Origin of the sequence: Pseudomonas thivervalensis (genome assembly GCF_001269655.1) — a bacterium.
Classification (GTDB): Bacteria; Pseudomonadota; Gammaproteobacteria; order Pseudomonadales; family Pseudomonadaceae; genus Aquipseudomonas; species Aquipseudomonas thivervalensis.
The window spans coordinates 87,968-103,626 of record NZ_LHVE01000012.1; the positions used below are offsets into that span (position 1 = coordinate 87,968).

Consider the following 15,659-nt stretch of genomic DNA (forward strand, 5'->3'; position numbering starts at 1 on the left):
CCAGCCTCCAATGATGCATATCTGCATCGCAGTGTCGCTAAATCGCTGCACAAACGCAGCAACAATAGCCGATATGCTGGACGCCATAAACCTTTCACAGGATCTCCGTCATGACCCCTTCATCCACGGCGTTCGATTCACCCCCCACGGGTATCTGGCTGCCCATCTTCGCCGGCCTCTGTGCCAGCCTCGTCAGCATCGGCCTGGCGCGTTTCGCCTATACGCCACTGATCCCGGCATTGATCGAGGCCCGTTGGTTTTCTGCCAACGACGTGGTCTACCTGGGAGCGGCGAACCTGGTCGGTTACCTGATCGGCGCCCTGCTCGGCCGCCCCATGGCCCACCGACTGACCAACAGGAACGCGTTGCGGCTGATGATGCTGCTCGTGACCGGCGCGTTTTTCGCCTGTGCGTTCCCGGTGTCGGTCACCTGGTACTTCGCCTGGCGGTTGCTGTCGGGGATCGCCGGCGGTGCGATCATGGTGCTGGTGGCGGCGACCGTACTGCCCCATGTACCAGCGGCGCGCAAAGGCTTGGCCAGCGGTGCGATTTTCCTCGGCATCGGCCTTGGCATCGCCGGTTCCGGAACGATTGTGCCGCCGCTGCTGGGCCTGGGCCTGCCGGCCACCTGGCTGGGGCTTGGTGCGCTGTCGTTGGTACTGACCGGGCTGAGCTGGTTTGGCTGGCCCCGGGATACCGCGCATGTAACCATCAGTGCGACGCCCGACGAGCCAATGCCCCCGGCGGTGTTCCAACTGTTCGCCCAGTATGCGTTCATGGCCGCCGGGCTCGTGCCGGCGATGGTCTTTCTGGTGGACTACGTGGCACGCGGTCTCGGTGCCGGGGCACAGGTGGGGGCAGTGGTCTGGGTGATGTATGGCCTCGGGGCGATTATCGGGCCGGTGAGCTATGGTTTTCTCGCCGATCACCTCGGCGCACGCAGGAGTATTCGGCTGGTATTGGCCGTGCAAGCGATTGCCCTCGGCATGCTCGCGATGTCACACACCTTCATCGCACTGGCGCTGCTGGCCGTGGTCATCGGTTCGTTTCCGCCGGGCATCGTGCCCTTGGCCCTGGCCCGGGTGCATGAACTGGTGCCCGATCATCATCGCCAACAACTGGCCTGGAGCCGTGCCACTGTTTCGTTCGCCACCTTCCAAGCGGTGGCCGGGTTTGCCTACTCGGCGCTGTTCAATGCCAGCGGTGGCCGCCATGCGTTGCTTTTCCTGATTTCCGCAGGGGCAGTTCTTTTTGCGCTACTGCTTGATTTCCTAAAACCCGGTTCGACCAGATGCACGGGCTAATCATCGACGGCTCAGAAGTCGACGAAGCGAGCAAGCCGCTCTGCAAGGAACCTATCCCTGATCAGGCAGCGGCTTTATCGCAAGGTTTGCTTGCGCTCCGATTTCGAACGGTAGCTGCCAGGCGGCACACCGAAGAAATCCCGAAAACGACGCTGGAAGTGCGGCGAACTGACGAAGCCTGTCGCCACGGCGATTTCGGTCACCGACCGATTGGTTTGCTGGATCAGTTGGCGCGCACGCGTCAGGCGCAGTTCCAGGTAATAACGTGTGGGGGTCGCGCCGAGAAAACTGCAGAACCGCCGCTCCAACTGGCGCTTGGAAATCTTCACGCACGCCGCCAGCTCATCGATGGTCAAGGGCTCCTCGACGTTCTGCCACATCAGCTCCAACGCCAACTTGAGGCTTTCCGGCAGCGTCGGGTCGGTCTCGACAAAAACCGGTGGCAAGTCCGTCGCATCCTCGCCTGACTCATCACAACGCAGAATTTCCTCGATGGCCCCCACCAGTGCCGCGCCGCCCGTCTGGCGAATCAACTGGAGCATCATGCGCAGCGAACTGTTGGCACCCGCGCAACTGACTCGCTCCCGATCAACCACATAGGCCCGGTTGGACACCTTCACGCGGGGGAACACCTCCGCCATCATGGCGCGGCTTTCCGGGTGGACAGCGCATTCGAAACCATCCAGCAGATTGGCATCAGCCACAAAGAAGGCGCCGTTCCACAGCCCACCCAGGATCGCTCCGGACGCCGCATTGGCGCGCAGCTTGCGTCGCAGCGCCGGGTGGCCTTGCAATTTCACGCGAAAGCCCCCGGCGACGATCAGCACATCCTGGTTTTCCGGTATCTGCGCCAGTTCGATGTCCGTCGAGATGACAATGCCCAGGTCGCTCGTCACCTGCGCACCTGATACCCCCACCGTCAGTACTTCGTAGAGGGGCATGTCGCTCATCAGGTTGGCGGTTACCAGCGCGTCCACCGCACCGGTGAAGGACATCATCGAGAAGTTATCCATCAATACAAACGCGACGCGGATCGGCGCCTGGCTGGCGGGCGCCGATCCGAGTGGCCGATAAGCCATGTTCTTGTTCTTGAGTACGCTCTCGAATGCGCTTGGCATAGGGCCTCGTTAATACATTGAAGACGATGAGGATTGGCTGCACGTGGGTGCCCTGAGCCGCGGGGCGAAGACGCAGGGCACGCCACGCTATCTTCCAGACTAGTCAAGCCGGCTGCATTCGCGCCTGCGCCGTCTACCGGTCGGCCCGCGCCAAAAAGGCAAGCCTCAAGTGCCTACGACTTTGGTCGATACACTGGCAGTAGGCATGGGTGCTTTTCCCTTCCAGAGACTCGCAACGCCAACCACTGCTGTTTCCGCCGTTCCAACACTTAAAATATTCCGCGGGAGAAGTCATGAATATCAAACAGAAGCTGACATGGGCGTTCGCGACCATCGCCTGCCTTCCCGTTATCCTGGTGGCGGTGCTTGTCGTGCTGAACCTGCGCGACGCCGCGAAGGCTAACTTCCTGGACAGTAGCGGCCGGGAAATCCGCCAGATCGACAACGGCATGAAGCAGTTCTTCGACGGCATCAGCCAGAACGTCGAATTCTTCGCCAAGGATCCGCGGGTCATCGCGGCCAAAGGGCTGAAAAGCTACGCCGGTGCCGACGCCGCACAACGGCCCTTCCCTGAGATCAACCAGCAGCTTCTGGACATCTTCGAAAGATTCGCCAAGAGCCATCCCACCACCGCCTACCTTTCCGTGGGCATGGAGGACGGCGGCTACGCCAGTTGGCCGGACGATCCCAAAATGACCAACTACGACCCACGCGTGCGTCCATGGTACAAGGCCGCGATGGCCGCACCGGGCACCAACGTGCGCACGGACGCCTATTACTGGGCGCCGGACGACGTGTCGCTGATCGGCACCGTACACACCGTCAGCGACGCCAGTGGCAAACCCATCGGCGTGGTCGGCCTGGACGTGTCGCTCAAGCAACTGACCGAACTGGTCAAGAACATCAAGCTGGGTGAGAGCGGCTACCTGATGCTGGTGGAAGCCAACGGCAACGTCCTGGTGGACCCTGCCGATGCCAAGCACAACTTCAAGCCGCTGGCCGACCTGGGCCCCAACTATGCCGAGCTGGCCAAGAGCAGCGATGGCGTGACCCAGATCGAAATCGACGGCGTGCCCTACATGGCCAACGTGGTCAGTTCCAAAGGGCTGGGCTGGCGCTTTATCGGCCTGATCAAACGCGATGAAGTGATGGCCGAGGCGTCGAGCCTGACTTGGCTGATCGCCGCCATTGCCGCCGTGCTGGCCGTGGTCTTCGCCGTGGTGGGCGCCAGTTTCGCCAGCGTGATCGTGCGGCCGATTCGCGGTGTTGCCAATGGCCTGCAGGAAATCGCCGAAGGTGAAGGCGACCTCACCCGCAAGCTCTCGGTGCAAGGCAAGGACGAAACGGCCACCCTGGCGGGCTGGTTCAACCAGTTCCTGGGCATGATCGCGCAATTGATGCAGCGCATCGGCAGCGCATCGTCCGACCTGCAAACCGCCGCAGCCGATACCAGCCACGTGGCCCAGAACATGAACGATGCTGCCGGGCGCCAGCGCCAGGCCGTGGAATTGGTGAGCACCGCGTTCAACGAGATGGTCGCCACCGCCAACGAAGTGGCCCGCTCGTGCAGCCAGGCCGCCTCCAGTGCGGACGAAGGCTATCGCGATGTACACGATGGCCAGCACCACATCGGCGAAGCCACGGGCAGCGTGCTGAAACTGAGCGAGGACCTGCAACAGTCGACCCAGACCATGCAGGCGCTGGAACAGGACAGCAAAAACATCAACACCATCCTCGACACCATTCGCTCCATCGCCGAGCAGACCAACCTGCTGGCCCTCAACGCCGCCATCGAGGCCGCCCGCGCCGGTGATCAGGGTCGCGGCTTTGCCGTGGTCGCCGATGAGGTACGAGCCCTGGCTCGCCGCACCGCCGACTCCACCGGCGAGATCGACAGCTTGCTGGGCAACCTTGCGCGGCGCACCCAGGAAGTGACCCAGCAGATGCAAAGCAGCCTGCAGGTGTCGCACACCAGCGTCGAGCGCATCCAGCAGGCCCGCGACAGCTTCGACAAGATCCGCAATTCGGTGGACTCGATTCGCGACCAGAACACGCAGATCGCCACGGCGGCAGAGGAACAGCACCAGGTCGCCGAAGACATCAACCGACACATCGCGCAGATCCATGCCGATGCCCAGTTGGTCGAAGAATTCGCTCACTCGGCGCAGACCGGCTCGGGGCGCTTGACCGATATTTCCGGACAGCTCAAGGGGTTGGTGGGACGCTTCAAATTCTAACTGGGCCTATGTCCCGCTGAAGACCCAATGTGGGAGCGAGCCTGCTCGCGAATGCGGTGTCACAGCCAAGTAGGATGCTGACTGTGCCGGCCTCTTCGCGAGCAGGCTCGCTCCCACAAGGGGCCTGCGGTTACCTGAGTTTTGTGTTCGCTGAAGATCAAAAATGTGGGGCTTGCTCGCGAAGGCGATGTCACAGCCACTGGGTGTTTGCCCGGCCACTACCCTTTCGCCTTGATCGCATACATCCCACCGGCAATCACCAGACACGCCCCCACCACCGTCCAGGTGTCGGGTAGCTCGCCGAATACCAACAGGCCAATCAGCGTGGCAAACACCAGCAGCGTGTAGTTGAACGGCTGGAGCGTGGCCGCCGTTGCATACTTCAGCGCCTGGAGGAATAACAGCTGGGCCACCACGCCTGTCGTGGACAGCACCGCAATCAGGCCCCATTGCATCGGGCTCGGCGCCACCCATCCGGGAAGGCCCAGCAACGTAACGGTGATCGCGCCGAAAAAGCCCATGTACAGCATGTTCGTGGCGAACGAATCATGCTGGCTGATCCGACGTGTGAGCACGCTGAAGATCGCGAACCCCAAGGCAGACGCCAGCGGAATCAGCGCTACAAGCTCGAACACACCGCTGCCAGGCCGAAGGATGACCAGCGTTCCCGCGAAACCTACGGCGGCGGCAACCCATCGACGCACGCCGATGAATTCACCCAGGAACACCCCAGCCAACGCCAGTGTCATCAAGGGAAACACCGCGTACAGGGCGTGCATTTCCGCCAGCCCCAGATAGCGCAGCCCCCATCCAAACAGCACGATTTCACCGACCCCGATCAATGCACGGATGATCTGCTGGTAAGGATGGCGGCTTCGGCACGCGGTCCGCAGGCTGCCCTGATAGACGCTATAACCGACAGCAAAAGCCAGGAATACCCAATAGCGCACCATCACCAACTGTGCGACGGGGAGGTCTTTGACCAGCACCTTGGTGATCCCGTCCTGGCTGGCAAACACCAGCATGGAGAGCAGGCACAGGAGAATGCCGAACTGGGGCCTGGGAACATCATAAGCTCGTGCAGCGCTGTCCAACTGATTGCTCATAGATCATTCCATTTGGAGGGGACTTGCTGCTGCGTGACGACAGGCATCATTCACGCCCGGCACACCATTCGCGTCATCGTAAGTCTGGGCCCCAGCGTCAGGCGAGGTCAGACTCGAGCGCGATCAAAGGCTCAAGGGCAACTTCAAGCGCGTCGACTTTACCGGCGGACAAACGCGCCAGGGGCCGACGTGGACTCCCCGCCCCATAGCCGGTGATCTCGGCACCGGCATAGACCGACTGCACATAATCACCCTGCCAGATCAACGACATCGCCGGCTCGATCGACCGCCAGATCTCCCGGGCACGGGCCCAGTCCTGTTTCATGGCGGCCTCCACCACGGCAACGCACGCGCGCGGGGCCATGTTCGCCCCGCCCCAGATCAGGCCCGCGGCACCGGCGAAGAGTGCGTAAGGCACCAGCGCGTCGGCGCCATTCATCGTCGGCAGGCCCGTACGGATCAGCGAGGCTTGGGCAGCAAGATCACCACTGCTGTCCTTGACCGACACGAAGTGGGGAACCTCGCTCAACCGGCGGAACAGCGCCGGGGTCACTTCTACGCCCACCGCCTGAGGCACGTTGTAGCCAATGATCGGCAACCCGGCTTCGGACACTGTGGAATAGAAATCGACGATGCCCTGGTCGTCGGTTGGGCCTTCGAAAAACGGTGGCAGCACCATGACGCCATCGGCACCACATTCAGCGGCATGACGGGTGCGCTGCAGCACTTCGTCCGCCAACAAGGCAGAGGTTTGCACGATGACGCGAGCACGCCCCTTGATGACCTTGGCGCCAAAGGCCACCAGTTGCCTGGACTCTTCCTGGCTCAGGTAGACATGCATGCCGGTCCCTGAGCTCAAGACAAAACCCTGTACGCCAGCAGCCAGATAGCGCTCGAGCAACGTTTCGAAGCGCGGATAGTCGATCTTGCCTTGGGCATCGAACGGCGTGATCACGGCCAGGTTGAGGCCGGAAAAAGCGAATGCGGACATTGAATCGAGCCCCTTCTTGTTCTTCTTGAGCCGACGTGCCAACAGCCCTTCCCGGGCTGTTGGCACGCACTGACAATCGAGCCCCTCGATGGCCAACGCAGAAAACGCCGGCCAGCGTTGCGGGGAAATCAATCCACCGATTTAAGTGGAATCTGGGCCTGGAGGCGCGTCAGCATGGTTTCGCAGTACCAGTCATCAAACTGGCATACACCATTTTCCGCAATGTCCGAAAAGGGTCCCGGCTCGTAAGTCGGCGAGGTCACACCGGCCTGCGTACCTTCTACCAAACGACGGTCTTGATCGTTGGTGGCAAGCCAGACCTTGGTCAGCCGGTCAATCTCATAGTCCACACCTTCAACGGCGGTATTGGGCACCAGCCATTTGGTCGTCACCAGCGTTTCGCCAGGTCCGATCGGGAGTACCCGGAAGCTCAATGCGTGATCGCCGAGAAAGTGGTTCCAGGTAGACGGGTAGTTGAAGTAGAGCAAGGCGCCAATATCCGGCTCGCCACTTTTATCCAGGCGTCCCGCCACCGCAGGTTTACCATCCATTGTGTAACTCACGGCGCCTGCGGAAAGTGGAATGCGCGTCATGCGAAAACGGCCATTCGGATCCATCACCAGCTTGCTTGGCATACCCGCGGTTTCGCAGCGATTCCAGTGTGCGGTCAGTTCGGGATCATCTTCGCCACCCACCCCGGCCACAGAAAGGTTCTCGACAAAAGAGTTCATCAACTCGGGATGCGTACCGTCACAGTGGAAACACTCGCGGTTGTTCTCGAACACGAGCTTCCAGTTACCCTTTTCCACGAGGTTGGACTCGAAAGCCACCTTGCAGTTATCGAGGAAATGGGGGGCGATGAAAGGACTTACAGAGTGCCTGAAACTTTCGAATTCCGGCGCCTGGTCAGCAACGCAGACATAAATGTAGGTATGAACAATTTCACAATGAACAGGTTTCAGGTTGTATTGAGACCTGTCGAAATCGGCCCCCATATTACCGGCAAACAAAAGACTGCCATCCAGTTCGAACGTCCACTTATGATAAGGACAAACCAGTTTCGCGACTTTGCCCTGGGCGTGCTCGCAAACTTTAGAACCACGATGGCGACAAGCATTGTGAAAAGCCCGGACCTGGCCACTTTTATCCCTGACGATCAAGACGGGATAGTCGCCGATCTGCATCGTCAAGTATTGCCCGGGTTTTTCAATCTCAAAAGTATGCCCGGCAAAAATCCAATCCTTGTGCCAGATCTGCTCAAGATCCTGACGGAAAACCTCAGGTTCAATATACAGTTCGCGGGGAAGCGCGTGGCGCGCCTTACGCTTTTTAATAAGGTCGATCACGGATGCCTTGATATTCATTATTATCCTCTACACATCAACCTGACGGTTAATGGCAAGTACGCCCAGAAAACGGTGTCATGGCCAACGGATCCTGCGCACTGAATCGTCCAACGCAGCCGCTGAATAAATATTTTCTAGCCATGTTTAACACGAAGGGTACGGTAGCCTGCCCAGTCGGCAAAACTACATTTTCGTCGTTCAACTGATAACTTAGCGTTATGACCCAGCGAATCCAGACAATACCCTCGCTACCGACCGAGAAGACTTCAAGGAAGCGGGGAATTTATACGCTCCACCTGGAAAATTTCGAAAGGATCCAGTCGCGCACTCTCCGACAGGCATCTTCGTATTCAGTCCTTTCATTGCAGGCCACGTAATGAAGACTGTTTCGAAGCGTCACCTGATGCTCGACGGGGCGGACGAGCTGCCCTCGCTCGACCATTGCCCCGACCAGCTGGTTCCAGCCCAGTGCGACGCCTTGATGGGTCAGGACCATGTTCATGATCAGGTTGTAATCATTGGCATGAAAAATAGGCGGACAGTCGGCAGGACGCTCATCGATATCAACGTTCAGAAAAGCCAGCCATACCCCCCAATCCACATGTTCAGCCACACCCGACCGTCCATAGGGACTTAGATTGAGCAGCGAAGAATCGCGCACCCCTTCCAGCGAGGTCAGTTCGGGATGCGCATCCAAAAATGCAGGAGAGCACACAGGATAAATAATATCGTGGCACAACTGATAACTTTTATATCCGTCACCGACCTTGCGAATTTTTGAAATGATGATGTCCGGCTCGACACCAGGCTCCATATTCACAAAGTTCTGAGTGGTAATCAGGTTGAACTCAATATCCGGGTTAGTCGCACGAAACTCCGGAAGATGCTCTGACAGCCATAGTGCAGAAAAGGCCGGTGAGCAACAAACCGTCAGGATATGTTTTTGCGTCGGTGCGGTACGAATCCTTTCAGCCGCCTGCGCGATATTAACGAAGGACAGTTGCGCCGCCTCAAAAAAAATCTTTCCCTCGGCGGTTAGTTCTACCGTGCGCCCGGCACGCATAAACAGTTGAGCGCCCAACGAATCCTCAAGCTCTCGTATTTGCCGACTGATCGCGGCTTGGGATACGCACAGCGCCTCCGCTGCCCGTGTGAAGCTTTCATATTTAGCGGCGGCGACAAATGCTCTGACAGCCCGAAGGGAAGGCATTCTAAGCAGCAATGTATCGGGGTCAACGTGTCTGCTGAGCATGGTAAGCCCTCATCCTCCTATCATCCGCGAAAGCGGCGGAGCGTAACCCAATAGCCTAGCCCAGGCCAAACCAAAGCGTCGTGATTGGACCAAGGCGGTCGTTTCGGCGGGTCTCGATAACGTTAGGTTATCCATAAAGCCCTGTAAATGTTGTTGGATTTAAAATCCGGATACTTATAGATTGAAAAAAAGCCCGAGCCCAAGGGCAAACAATAAAAAACAGGTACATGTCATGCGCCGATCTATCTTTTATTACTGCCCGCCTAAATTACCAACGCTCGAGCTCAATTCGATTTCGTGCGCTTGTAGCGTTACACGCAAAGGAGGGACACGATGACTAGTGCAGACGAAATCATTTCTGTTAAGAACGTTTTTAAAATATTTGGCGCCCAGCCTGAAACGGCAATGAAAATGCTCACCGCCGGAGCGAGCAAAAAAGAAGTCTTTGAAAAAACAGGCCAGGTTATTGGTGTTTTCGACGCCAGCTTCGCGGTCAAGCGTGGCGAAATATTTGTGATCATGGGGCTCTCAGGTTCTGGGAAGTCGACGATGGTTCGATTGTTCAACCGCCTTATCGAGCCGACTTCGGGCAGCATTTATCTGAACGGTCGCGAAATTACCGGGCTGGCTGACAAAGCCCTTCTGGATGTCCGCCGCAAAGAGATGGGCATGGTGTTCCAATCCTTTGCCTTGATGCCGCACATGAGCGTTCTGGAAAACACCGCCTTTGGGCTGGAAATTTCCGGCATCAGTGAAAAGGAACGGCATAGCCGCGCCAGGGAAGCCCTGGCCCAAGTTGGCCTGGCAGGCCAGGAGCACAGCTATCCGCATCAACTTTCCGGCGGCATGCAGCAACGCGTAGGCCTGGCCCGCGCGCTTGCCAACGACCCGACCATCCTGCTGATGGACGAAGCCTTTTCCGCCCTGGACCCGCTGATCCGCAGCGAGATGCAGGGCGAGCTCATTCGCCTGCAAGCCGAGCAGAAGCGGACCATCATTTTCATTTCCCACGACATCGAGGAAGCCGTTCGCATCGGTCACCGCATCGCGATCATGGAGGGCGGTCAGGTGGTCCAGATCGGCACTCCTCAAGAGCTGATCAGTCAACCGGCCAATGACTATGTCCGCACGTTCTTCAAAGGCTTCGACAGCTCACGGATCCTCAAGGCAGGCGACGTGGCCAGGCTCGATCCGGAATCGGTTCGCAAGCTGAACGGCCAAGCGCCACAGTTCAAGGCCGGCCTACCGTTCGGTTACTTGATCGATGAAGGCGGGCAACTGCTCGGGGTGGTGGATATCGATACCAGCGGCGCAGGTGGCAGCACGCATTACACCCAGCACCAACAGCATCCCGTATTTACCGATACCCCCCTGCACGAAGTACTGGAAATCGCAGCCAACCTGCCCTACCCGGTCCCTGTACTCGACCGTTCGGGCGCGCTCACCGGAACCCTGTCGAAGAGCCAGTTGCTGCAAACGCTGAGCCGACATTGAACAGCCGCGCTCTCTTTAACGGGTGCGCCCTGATGACCTGTAGTGCCTGCGGCTTCCATGACGCCGCTGCGGTGATGATGAAGAGGTAAGCCCCGATGTCCGAGTTCAGTTTTCTCGATCCGTTCCAAGTCGTCACTATTCCATTGGGTGATTGGGTGGAAAGCACCCTCAATTTTCTGGTGCACAACTTTCGCGATGTGTTCCGCGCCATCCGCTGGCCGATCGACCAAGTGCTGAACGGCGTCGAATACACGTTGCAGAGCATCCCACCCAGCATCGGGATCATTCTGTCTTCCTTGCTGGGATGGCAGCTAGCCGGTAAACGCATGGCTCTGCTGTGTTTTGTGACGCTCACACTGCTCGGTCTTATCGGTGTCTGGTCCGAGTCGATGACCACGCTGGCGCTGGTACTGACTTCAGTATTCTTTTGCGCCTTGCTGGGTATACCCCTGGGTATTCTCTGCGCCCGTAGCGACAACCTGGAAAGGATCTTGCGGCCCGTACTCGATGCCATGCAGACACTGCCGGCATTCGTTTATCTGGTCCCTGTCGTCATGCTGTTCGGCATCGGCAACGTGCCGGGCATCCTTGTCACCATTGTCTTCGCCCTTCCCCCTCTGGTGCGCCTGACGAACCTGGGCATCCGCCAGGTACCGGAAGACAAAATAGAAGCGGCCCGCGCTTTTGGCTGCACGCCTCGGCAAATGCTGACTCGCGTCCAGTTGCCCCTGGCGACCCCCACCATCATGGCTGGACTCAATCAGACCCTGATGCTCTCGCTGTCAATGGTGGTCATCGCTTCGATGATCTCGGTGGGCGGCCTTGGCCAAATGGTCCTGCGCGGCATCGGTCGCCTGGACATGGGCTTGGCTACGGTCGGCGGGACTGGCTTGGTGCTGCTTGCCATCTTCCTTGACCGACTGACCCAGGCCATGGGCGCTCGCACCGGGGCCGACCCGAGCCTGCGCTGGTATCACACAGGTCCTGTCGGCTTTGTTCTGCGCCTGTTCGGGGCGAAACAACCTGTGGGCCGGAGCAAGACAGCTTAACCCTCGTATTCGATCTGCCGCACACGAAGATAAAAACCAAAAAAAGGTACGCGAAGATGTCTGAATTCAAGCTTTCCCGTAGCATTCTCAACTGCGCTGCAGTCCTTTCCATTGCGGCTGCGTCCCTTTGCGCAAACGCCTCGGCCAACCAACCGGGCGACGGTGTAAAGGTTACCCCCATCTTCCCTTCTATCGCTGAGGAACGATTCCGCGGTGAAGTGGCGATGGAAGGTCTTCGGGAGCTGGGTTACAAGGTGCAGGAACCCAAGGAGACCGAGTACGGCGTCATGATGATGGCCCTGGGCAGTGGTGATGCGGACTTTACGGTGCACTTGTGGGACAAATTGCACGATAAGTTCTACCAGCAGGCCGGGGGCGACAAGACCATGGTCAAGGCGGGCGACATCATGCCCGGCGTGCTCCAAGGTTATCTGATCGACAAAAAGACCGCTGAAGCCCATGGCATCAAGTACATCACTGACCTGAAAAAGCCGGAAATCGCCAAACTGTTCGACACCGACGGCGACGGCAAGGCAGACATGACGGGATGCAACCCCGGCTGGGGCTGCGAGTTGATCATCTCCCATCACATGAAGGCCTATGGCCTGGAGAAAACGGTCACCGTCAACCAAGGCTCCTATTTCGCACTGATGGCCGACACCATTACGCGTTACAAGGAAGGGCAACCGATTCTCTACTTCACCTGGGTCCCACAGTGGATCGCCACTGTTTTGGTCGAAGACAAGGATGTGGTCTGGCTGGAAGTACCGAAGACCGACCTGCCTGATGGCAAGAATGATGTCGACACGATGTACAAGGGCAAGAATCTCGGCTTTGCAGTCGATAAGGTCGAGGCCGTGTTGAACAAAGACTTCGCCAATAAAAATCCAGCGGCGTTGAAGTTCCTTTCGATGATGCAAATTACCACCGCTGACGAAAGCGCCCAGAACTTGAAAATGCAACAGGGTGAGAAAAAGCCTGCGGATATCCGTCGTCACGCCAAGGAGTGGGTTGCCGCCCATCGGCAGCAATTTGATGCCTGGTTGCAAACGGCTCGCGCGGCGGCGACACAAGCCAGTAATTAATACGAACAAGAGGCGGGGAGTCGATGACTGCCCCGCTCCTTAATGACGTTCAGTTCTACGCAGAATTAACTATTGAAATCCAACCAAAAGGCCCCGCTTCGATTACTTATAACGAAGGGTTATCTTTTTTCTCTATTAAATGTTGTTGGATATCAAGCAATCACCAGAATAAATTTGGCGCCTGACCTACAGCCAATTAAAACTGCAAACACTTAACCGTTACGCCCGCTAAATACCAAGTTCACCTGAAGTTACCAAGCCCCCTTTTTTGCATGACGGGTGTCGGATCGGTTGAATGAACAGGATCTTGAAATGTTAAAAGTATCTTCGTTACCTGCCGATGATCAATCTTGCGGGTGGTACCACTTGAGCAGGGGGCGCCAGATCAAGCCCGCCCATCAAGGCCATAGCAGCGCCCGCTGGGTCATTGTCGGTGCCGGCTTCACCGGGCTTGCCGCCGCCCGTCAGCTCGCGACTCACTTCCCCGACGATCAGATCGTGTTGATCGACGCCCAGGAAGTCGGCTTTGGCACTTCCGGTCGTAATGCAGGGTTCGCCATCGACCTGCCGCATGACATCGCCGCAGAGGATTACATCGGCGATATCGCCACGGCGAAAACAACACTGAAACTTAATCTGAGTGGCCTGAGCTATCTAAAGGAATTGGTTGAACGCCACCAGATCGATTGCCAGATGAAGCACTGCGGTAAATATCAGGCCGCCGTTGAACCACGCGGCATCGCCGTCCTGGAGGCCTACCGCCGCGGACTCGATAAACTCGATCAGCCCTACCAGATGATCGAGGCCAGCGAACTGCCCGACCATATCGGCACGCATTTCTACCGCAAAGCATTATTTACGCCGGGGACTTCTTTGCTTCAGCCTTCAGCGCTGGTCAAAGGCTTGGCCGACAGCCTCCCCAGTAACGTGACGCTGTATGAAAACACCGCGATCACCCACGTGGAGTACGGCACGAAGACGGTGCTCAAGCACGCTACGGGTTCAATTACCGCCGACAAACTGATCCTGACCAATAATGCCTTTGGCATGAGCTTCGGCTTCCTCAAGGGACGAATGCTCCCGGTGTTCACCTATGCCAGCCTGACCCGTCCCATGACCGAACAAGAACAAGCTCGCCTCGGTGGCCGGCCTTATTGGGGTGTCATTCCTGCGGACCCATTCGGCACTACGGTACGTCGTACACCGGACAACCGTCTGCTGATCCGTAACAGTTTCAGCTTCAACCCGGACGGCCGCAGCGATTCAAAATACTTGAAACGCTTTGTCGCCAGGCATCAGGCCTCTTTCGAACAACGGTTTCCCATGTTGCCTGAGATGAAGTTCGACTATACGTGGGGCGGCGCATTGGCTCTTTCACGTAACCATATGGGTTATTTCGGCGAACTTTCGCCCAATGTCTATGGGGCACTGTGCTGCAATGGCCTGGGTGTTACTCGCGGGACAGCGACCGGAAAACTCTTGGCGGATTGGCTGGCTGGGGAACACTCCGAGCTTATTGATTTCGTCTTGAAATCCCCGGGACCTTGCCCTAACCCACCCGCCCCACTGGTTTCAGCAGGCGTCAATATAAGTTTGCGCTGGGGGCAGTACCGAGCCGGTAAAGAAAGTTGACCCGCACCCACCAACTTTAAGCAGTTGAAGTCCACTTGCTCGATCTTAAGCACGTGGTCTCCCTGGGTTGAACAATTGGCTGCGCTGACTCTATCGAGCTGGCGCCGCTTGATAGGCAGTGACATTAACTGGAGCGAGATTGATGAAATTTGAAGGCATTTACACACCGGCCGTTACGCCGCTGACCGCTGACGGCAGTATCGATAAGACCGCCTTCGCCGAAGTCCTGGAGTACCTGGTCGACTCCAAGGTGCACGGCATCATTATCGGCGGCTCAACCGGCGAATATTATGCCCACACCGCCCAGGAGCGTTTCGACCTGGCCGCCCAGGCCAAGGACGTGCTGCGCGGCCGTCTACCGCTGATCGTGGGGACCGGCGCCATCCGCACTGAAGACTCGGTCGCCTACGCCGAAGCGGCGAAGGCCATCAAGGCCGATGCACTGTTGGTGGGTTCGCCGCCCTATGCACTGCCGACGCAAAAAGAGATCGCCCTGCATGTCAAGGCGGTGGACCGCGCCGCAGGCCTTCCCATCATGCTCTACAACTATCCAGGCCGCATGGGCGTGAGCATGGGCGAGGAGTTCTTCGAGGAGGTTCGCGATGTGAAAAACATCGTCGCCATCAAGGAAAGCTCCGGCGACATGGCCCAGATGCACCGTTTGGCCTGCAAGTACCCGCACATCGCCCTGTCGTGCGGCTGGGACGATCAAGCCCTGGAGTTTTTCGCCTGGGGCGCCCGCAGTTGGGTGTGCGCCGGCTCCAACTTCATCCCCCGCGAGCACGTCGCGCTGTACGAAGCCTGCGTGGTCGAGAAGAACTTCGACAAAGGCCGCCGCATCATGGCAACGATGATGCCGCTGATGGACTTTCTGGAAGGCGGAAAATTTGTCCAGTCCATCAAGTACGGGTGTGAACTGAACGGCTTGAGCACCGGTGGCCTGCGCGCGCCCCTGCACGGCCTGGACCTTGAGGAAAAGCAGGCGCTGCAAGGCGTCGTCACCGAGCTCAAGCGCAACATCGCGCAGATCACTGGAGGTGCCTGA

General features: G+C 58.2%; 12 protein-coding genes and 1 pseudogene. 8 read left to right on the forward strand and 5 right to left on the reverse strand.

What is annotated here, in order from left to right:
• Nucleotides 1-110: 110 nt before the first annotated feature.
• On the forward strand, nucleotides 111-1,304 hold the full coding sequence (locus tag AD659_RS16735) for a YbfB/YjiJ family MFS transporter (RefSeq protein WP_053123249.1): 1,194 nt from the start codon (nucleotides 111-113) through the stop codon (nucleotides 1,302-1,304).
• Nucleotides 1,305-1,378: 74 nt separating this feature from the next.
• On the opposite strand, the gene AD659_RS16740 is transcribed toward AD659_RS16735, so the two are convergent.
• The gene (locus AD659_RS16740) at nucleotides 1,379-2,422 is read right to left on the reverse strand and encodes a GlxA family transcriptional regulator (protein ID WP_053123252.1); all 1,044 of its coding nucleotides are present in this window, start codon (nucleotides 2,420-2,422) and stop codon (nucleotides 1,379-1,381) included.
• A 293-nt stretch (nucleotides 2,423-2,715) separates the two neighbouring features.
• On the opposite strand from AD659_RS16740, the pseudogene AD659_RS30550 reads away from it, so the two are divergent.
• A pseudogene (locus tag AD659_RS30550) lies at nucleotides 2,716-3,798 on the forward strand (HAMP domain-containing protein); the annotation flags it as partial.
• Nucleotides 3,799-3,891: 93 nt separating this feature from the next.
• Nucleotides 3,892-4,659, forward strand: coding sequence for a methyl-accepting chemotaxis protein (locus AD659_RS30555; RefSeq protein ID WP_371914226.1), 768 nt, complete (start codon nucleotides 3,892-3,894; stop codon nucleotides 4,657-4,659).
• Between the two features lie 218 nt (nucleotides 4,660-4,877).
• Here the strand turns inward: AD659_RS30555 and AD659_RS16750 are convergent, their stop codons facing one another.
• The 4 genes from AD659_RS16750 to AD659_RS16765 all read right to left on the reverse strand — a co-directional run bounded on the left by AD659_RS16750 (nucleotide 4,878) and on the right by AD659_RS16765 (nucleotide 9,354).
• Nucleotides 4,878-5,765, reverse strand: a complete 888-nt coding sequence (locus AD659_RS16750; RefSeq protein WP_053123256.1) for a DMT family transporter — start codon at nucleotides 5,763-5,765, stop codon at nucleotides 4,878-4,880.
• Nucleotides 5,766-5,862: 97 nt separating this feature from the next.
• A complete protein-coding gene (locus AD659_RS16755; RefSeq protein ID WP_053123258.1) occupies nucleotides 5,863-6,756 on the reverse strand; it encodes a dihydrodipicolinate synthase family protein in 894 nt (297 codons plus the stop codon).
• Between the two features lie 128 nt (nucleotides 6,757-6,884).
• The gene (locus AD659_RS16760; RefSeq protein WP_053123260.1) at nucleotides 6,885-8,120 is read right to left on the reverse strand and encodes an aromatic ring-hydroxylating oxygenase subunit alpha; all 1,236 of its coding nucleotides are present in this window, start codon (nucleotides 8,118-8,120) and stop codon (nucleotides 6,885-6,887) included.
• A 265-nt stretch (nucleotides 8,121-8,385) separates the two neighbouring features.
• The gene (locus AD659_RS16765) at nucleotides 8,386-9,354 is read right to left on the reverse strand and encodes a LysR family transcriptional regulator (RefSeq protein WP_053123262.1); all 969 of its coding nucleotides are present in this window, start codon (nucleotides 9,352-9,354) and stop codon (nucleotides 8,386-8,388) included.
• A 333-nt stretch (nucleotides 9,355-9,687) separates the two neighbouring features.
• Here AD659_RS16765 and proV point away from each other — a divergent pair, with 333 nt between their 5' ends.
• The 5 genes from proV (at nucleotide 9,688) to AD659_RS16790 (ending at nucleotide 15,659) form a co-directional block, all read left to right on the forward strand.
• Nucleotides 9,688-10,848, forward strand: coding sequence for a glycine betaine/L-proline ABC transporter ATP-binding protein ProV (proV, locus tag AD659_RS16770; protein WP_053123264.1), 1,161 nt, complete (start codon nucleotides 9,688-9,690; stop codon nucleotides 10,846-10,848).
• A 95-nt stretch (nucleotides 10,849-10,943) separates the two neighbouring features.
• Nucleotides 10,944-11,897: a glycine betaine/L-proline ABC transporter permease ProW gene (proW, locus tag AD659_RS16775; RefSeq protein WP_053123266.1), complete on the forward strand. Its 954-nt coding sequence runs from the start codon at nucleotides 10,944-10,946 to the stop codon at nucleotides 11,895-11,897.
• Between the two features lie 56 nt (nucleotides 11,898-11,953).
• The gene (proX, locus tag AD659_RS16780) at nucleotides 11,954-12,982 is read left to right on the forward strand and encodes a glycine betaine/L-proline ABC transporter substrate-binding protein ProX (protein WP_082341971.1); all 1,029 of its coding nucleotides are present in this window, start codon (nucleotides 11,954-11,956) and stop codon (nucleotides 12,980-12,982) included.
• A gap of 312 nt (nucleotides 12,983-13,294) precedes the next feature.
• Nucleotides 13,295-14,614, forward strand: a complete 1,320-nt coding sequence (locus tag AD659_RS16785) for an NAD(P)/FAD-dependent oxidoreductase (RefSeq protein ID WP_053123270.1) — start codon at nucleotides 13,295-13,297, stop codon at nucleotides 14,612-14,614.
• Nucleotides 14,615-14,756: 142 nt separating this feature from the next.
• Nucleotides 14,757-15,659, forward strand: a complete 903-nt coding sequence (locus AD659_RS16790; RefSeq protein ID WP_053123272.1) for a dihydrodipicolinate synthase family protein — start codon at nucleotides 14,757-14,759, stop codon at nucleotides 15,657-15,659.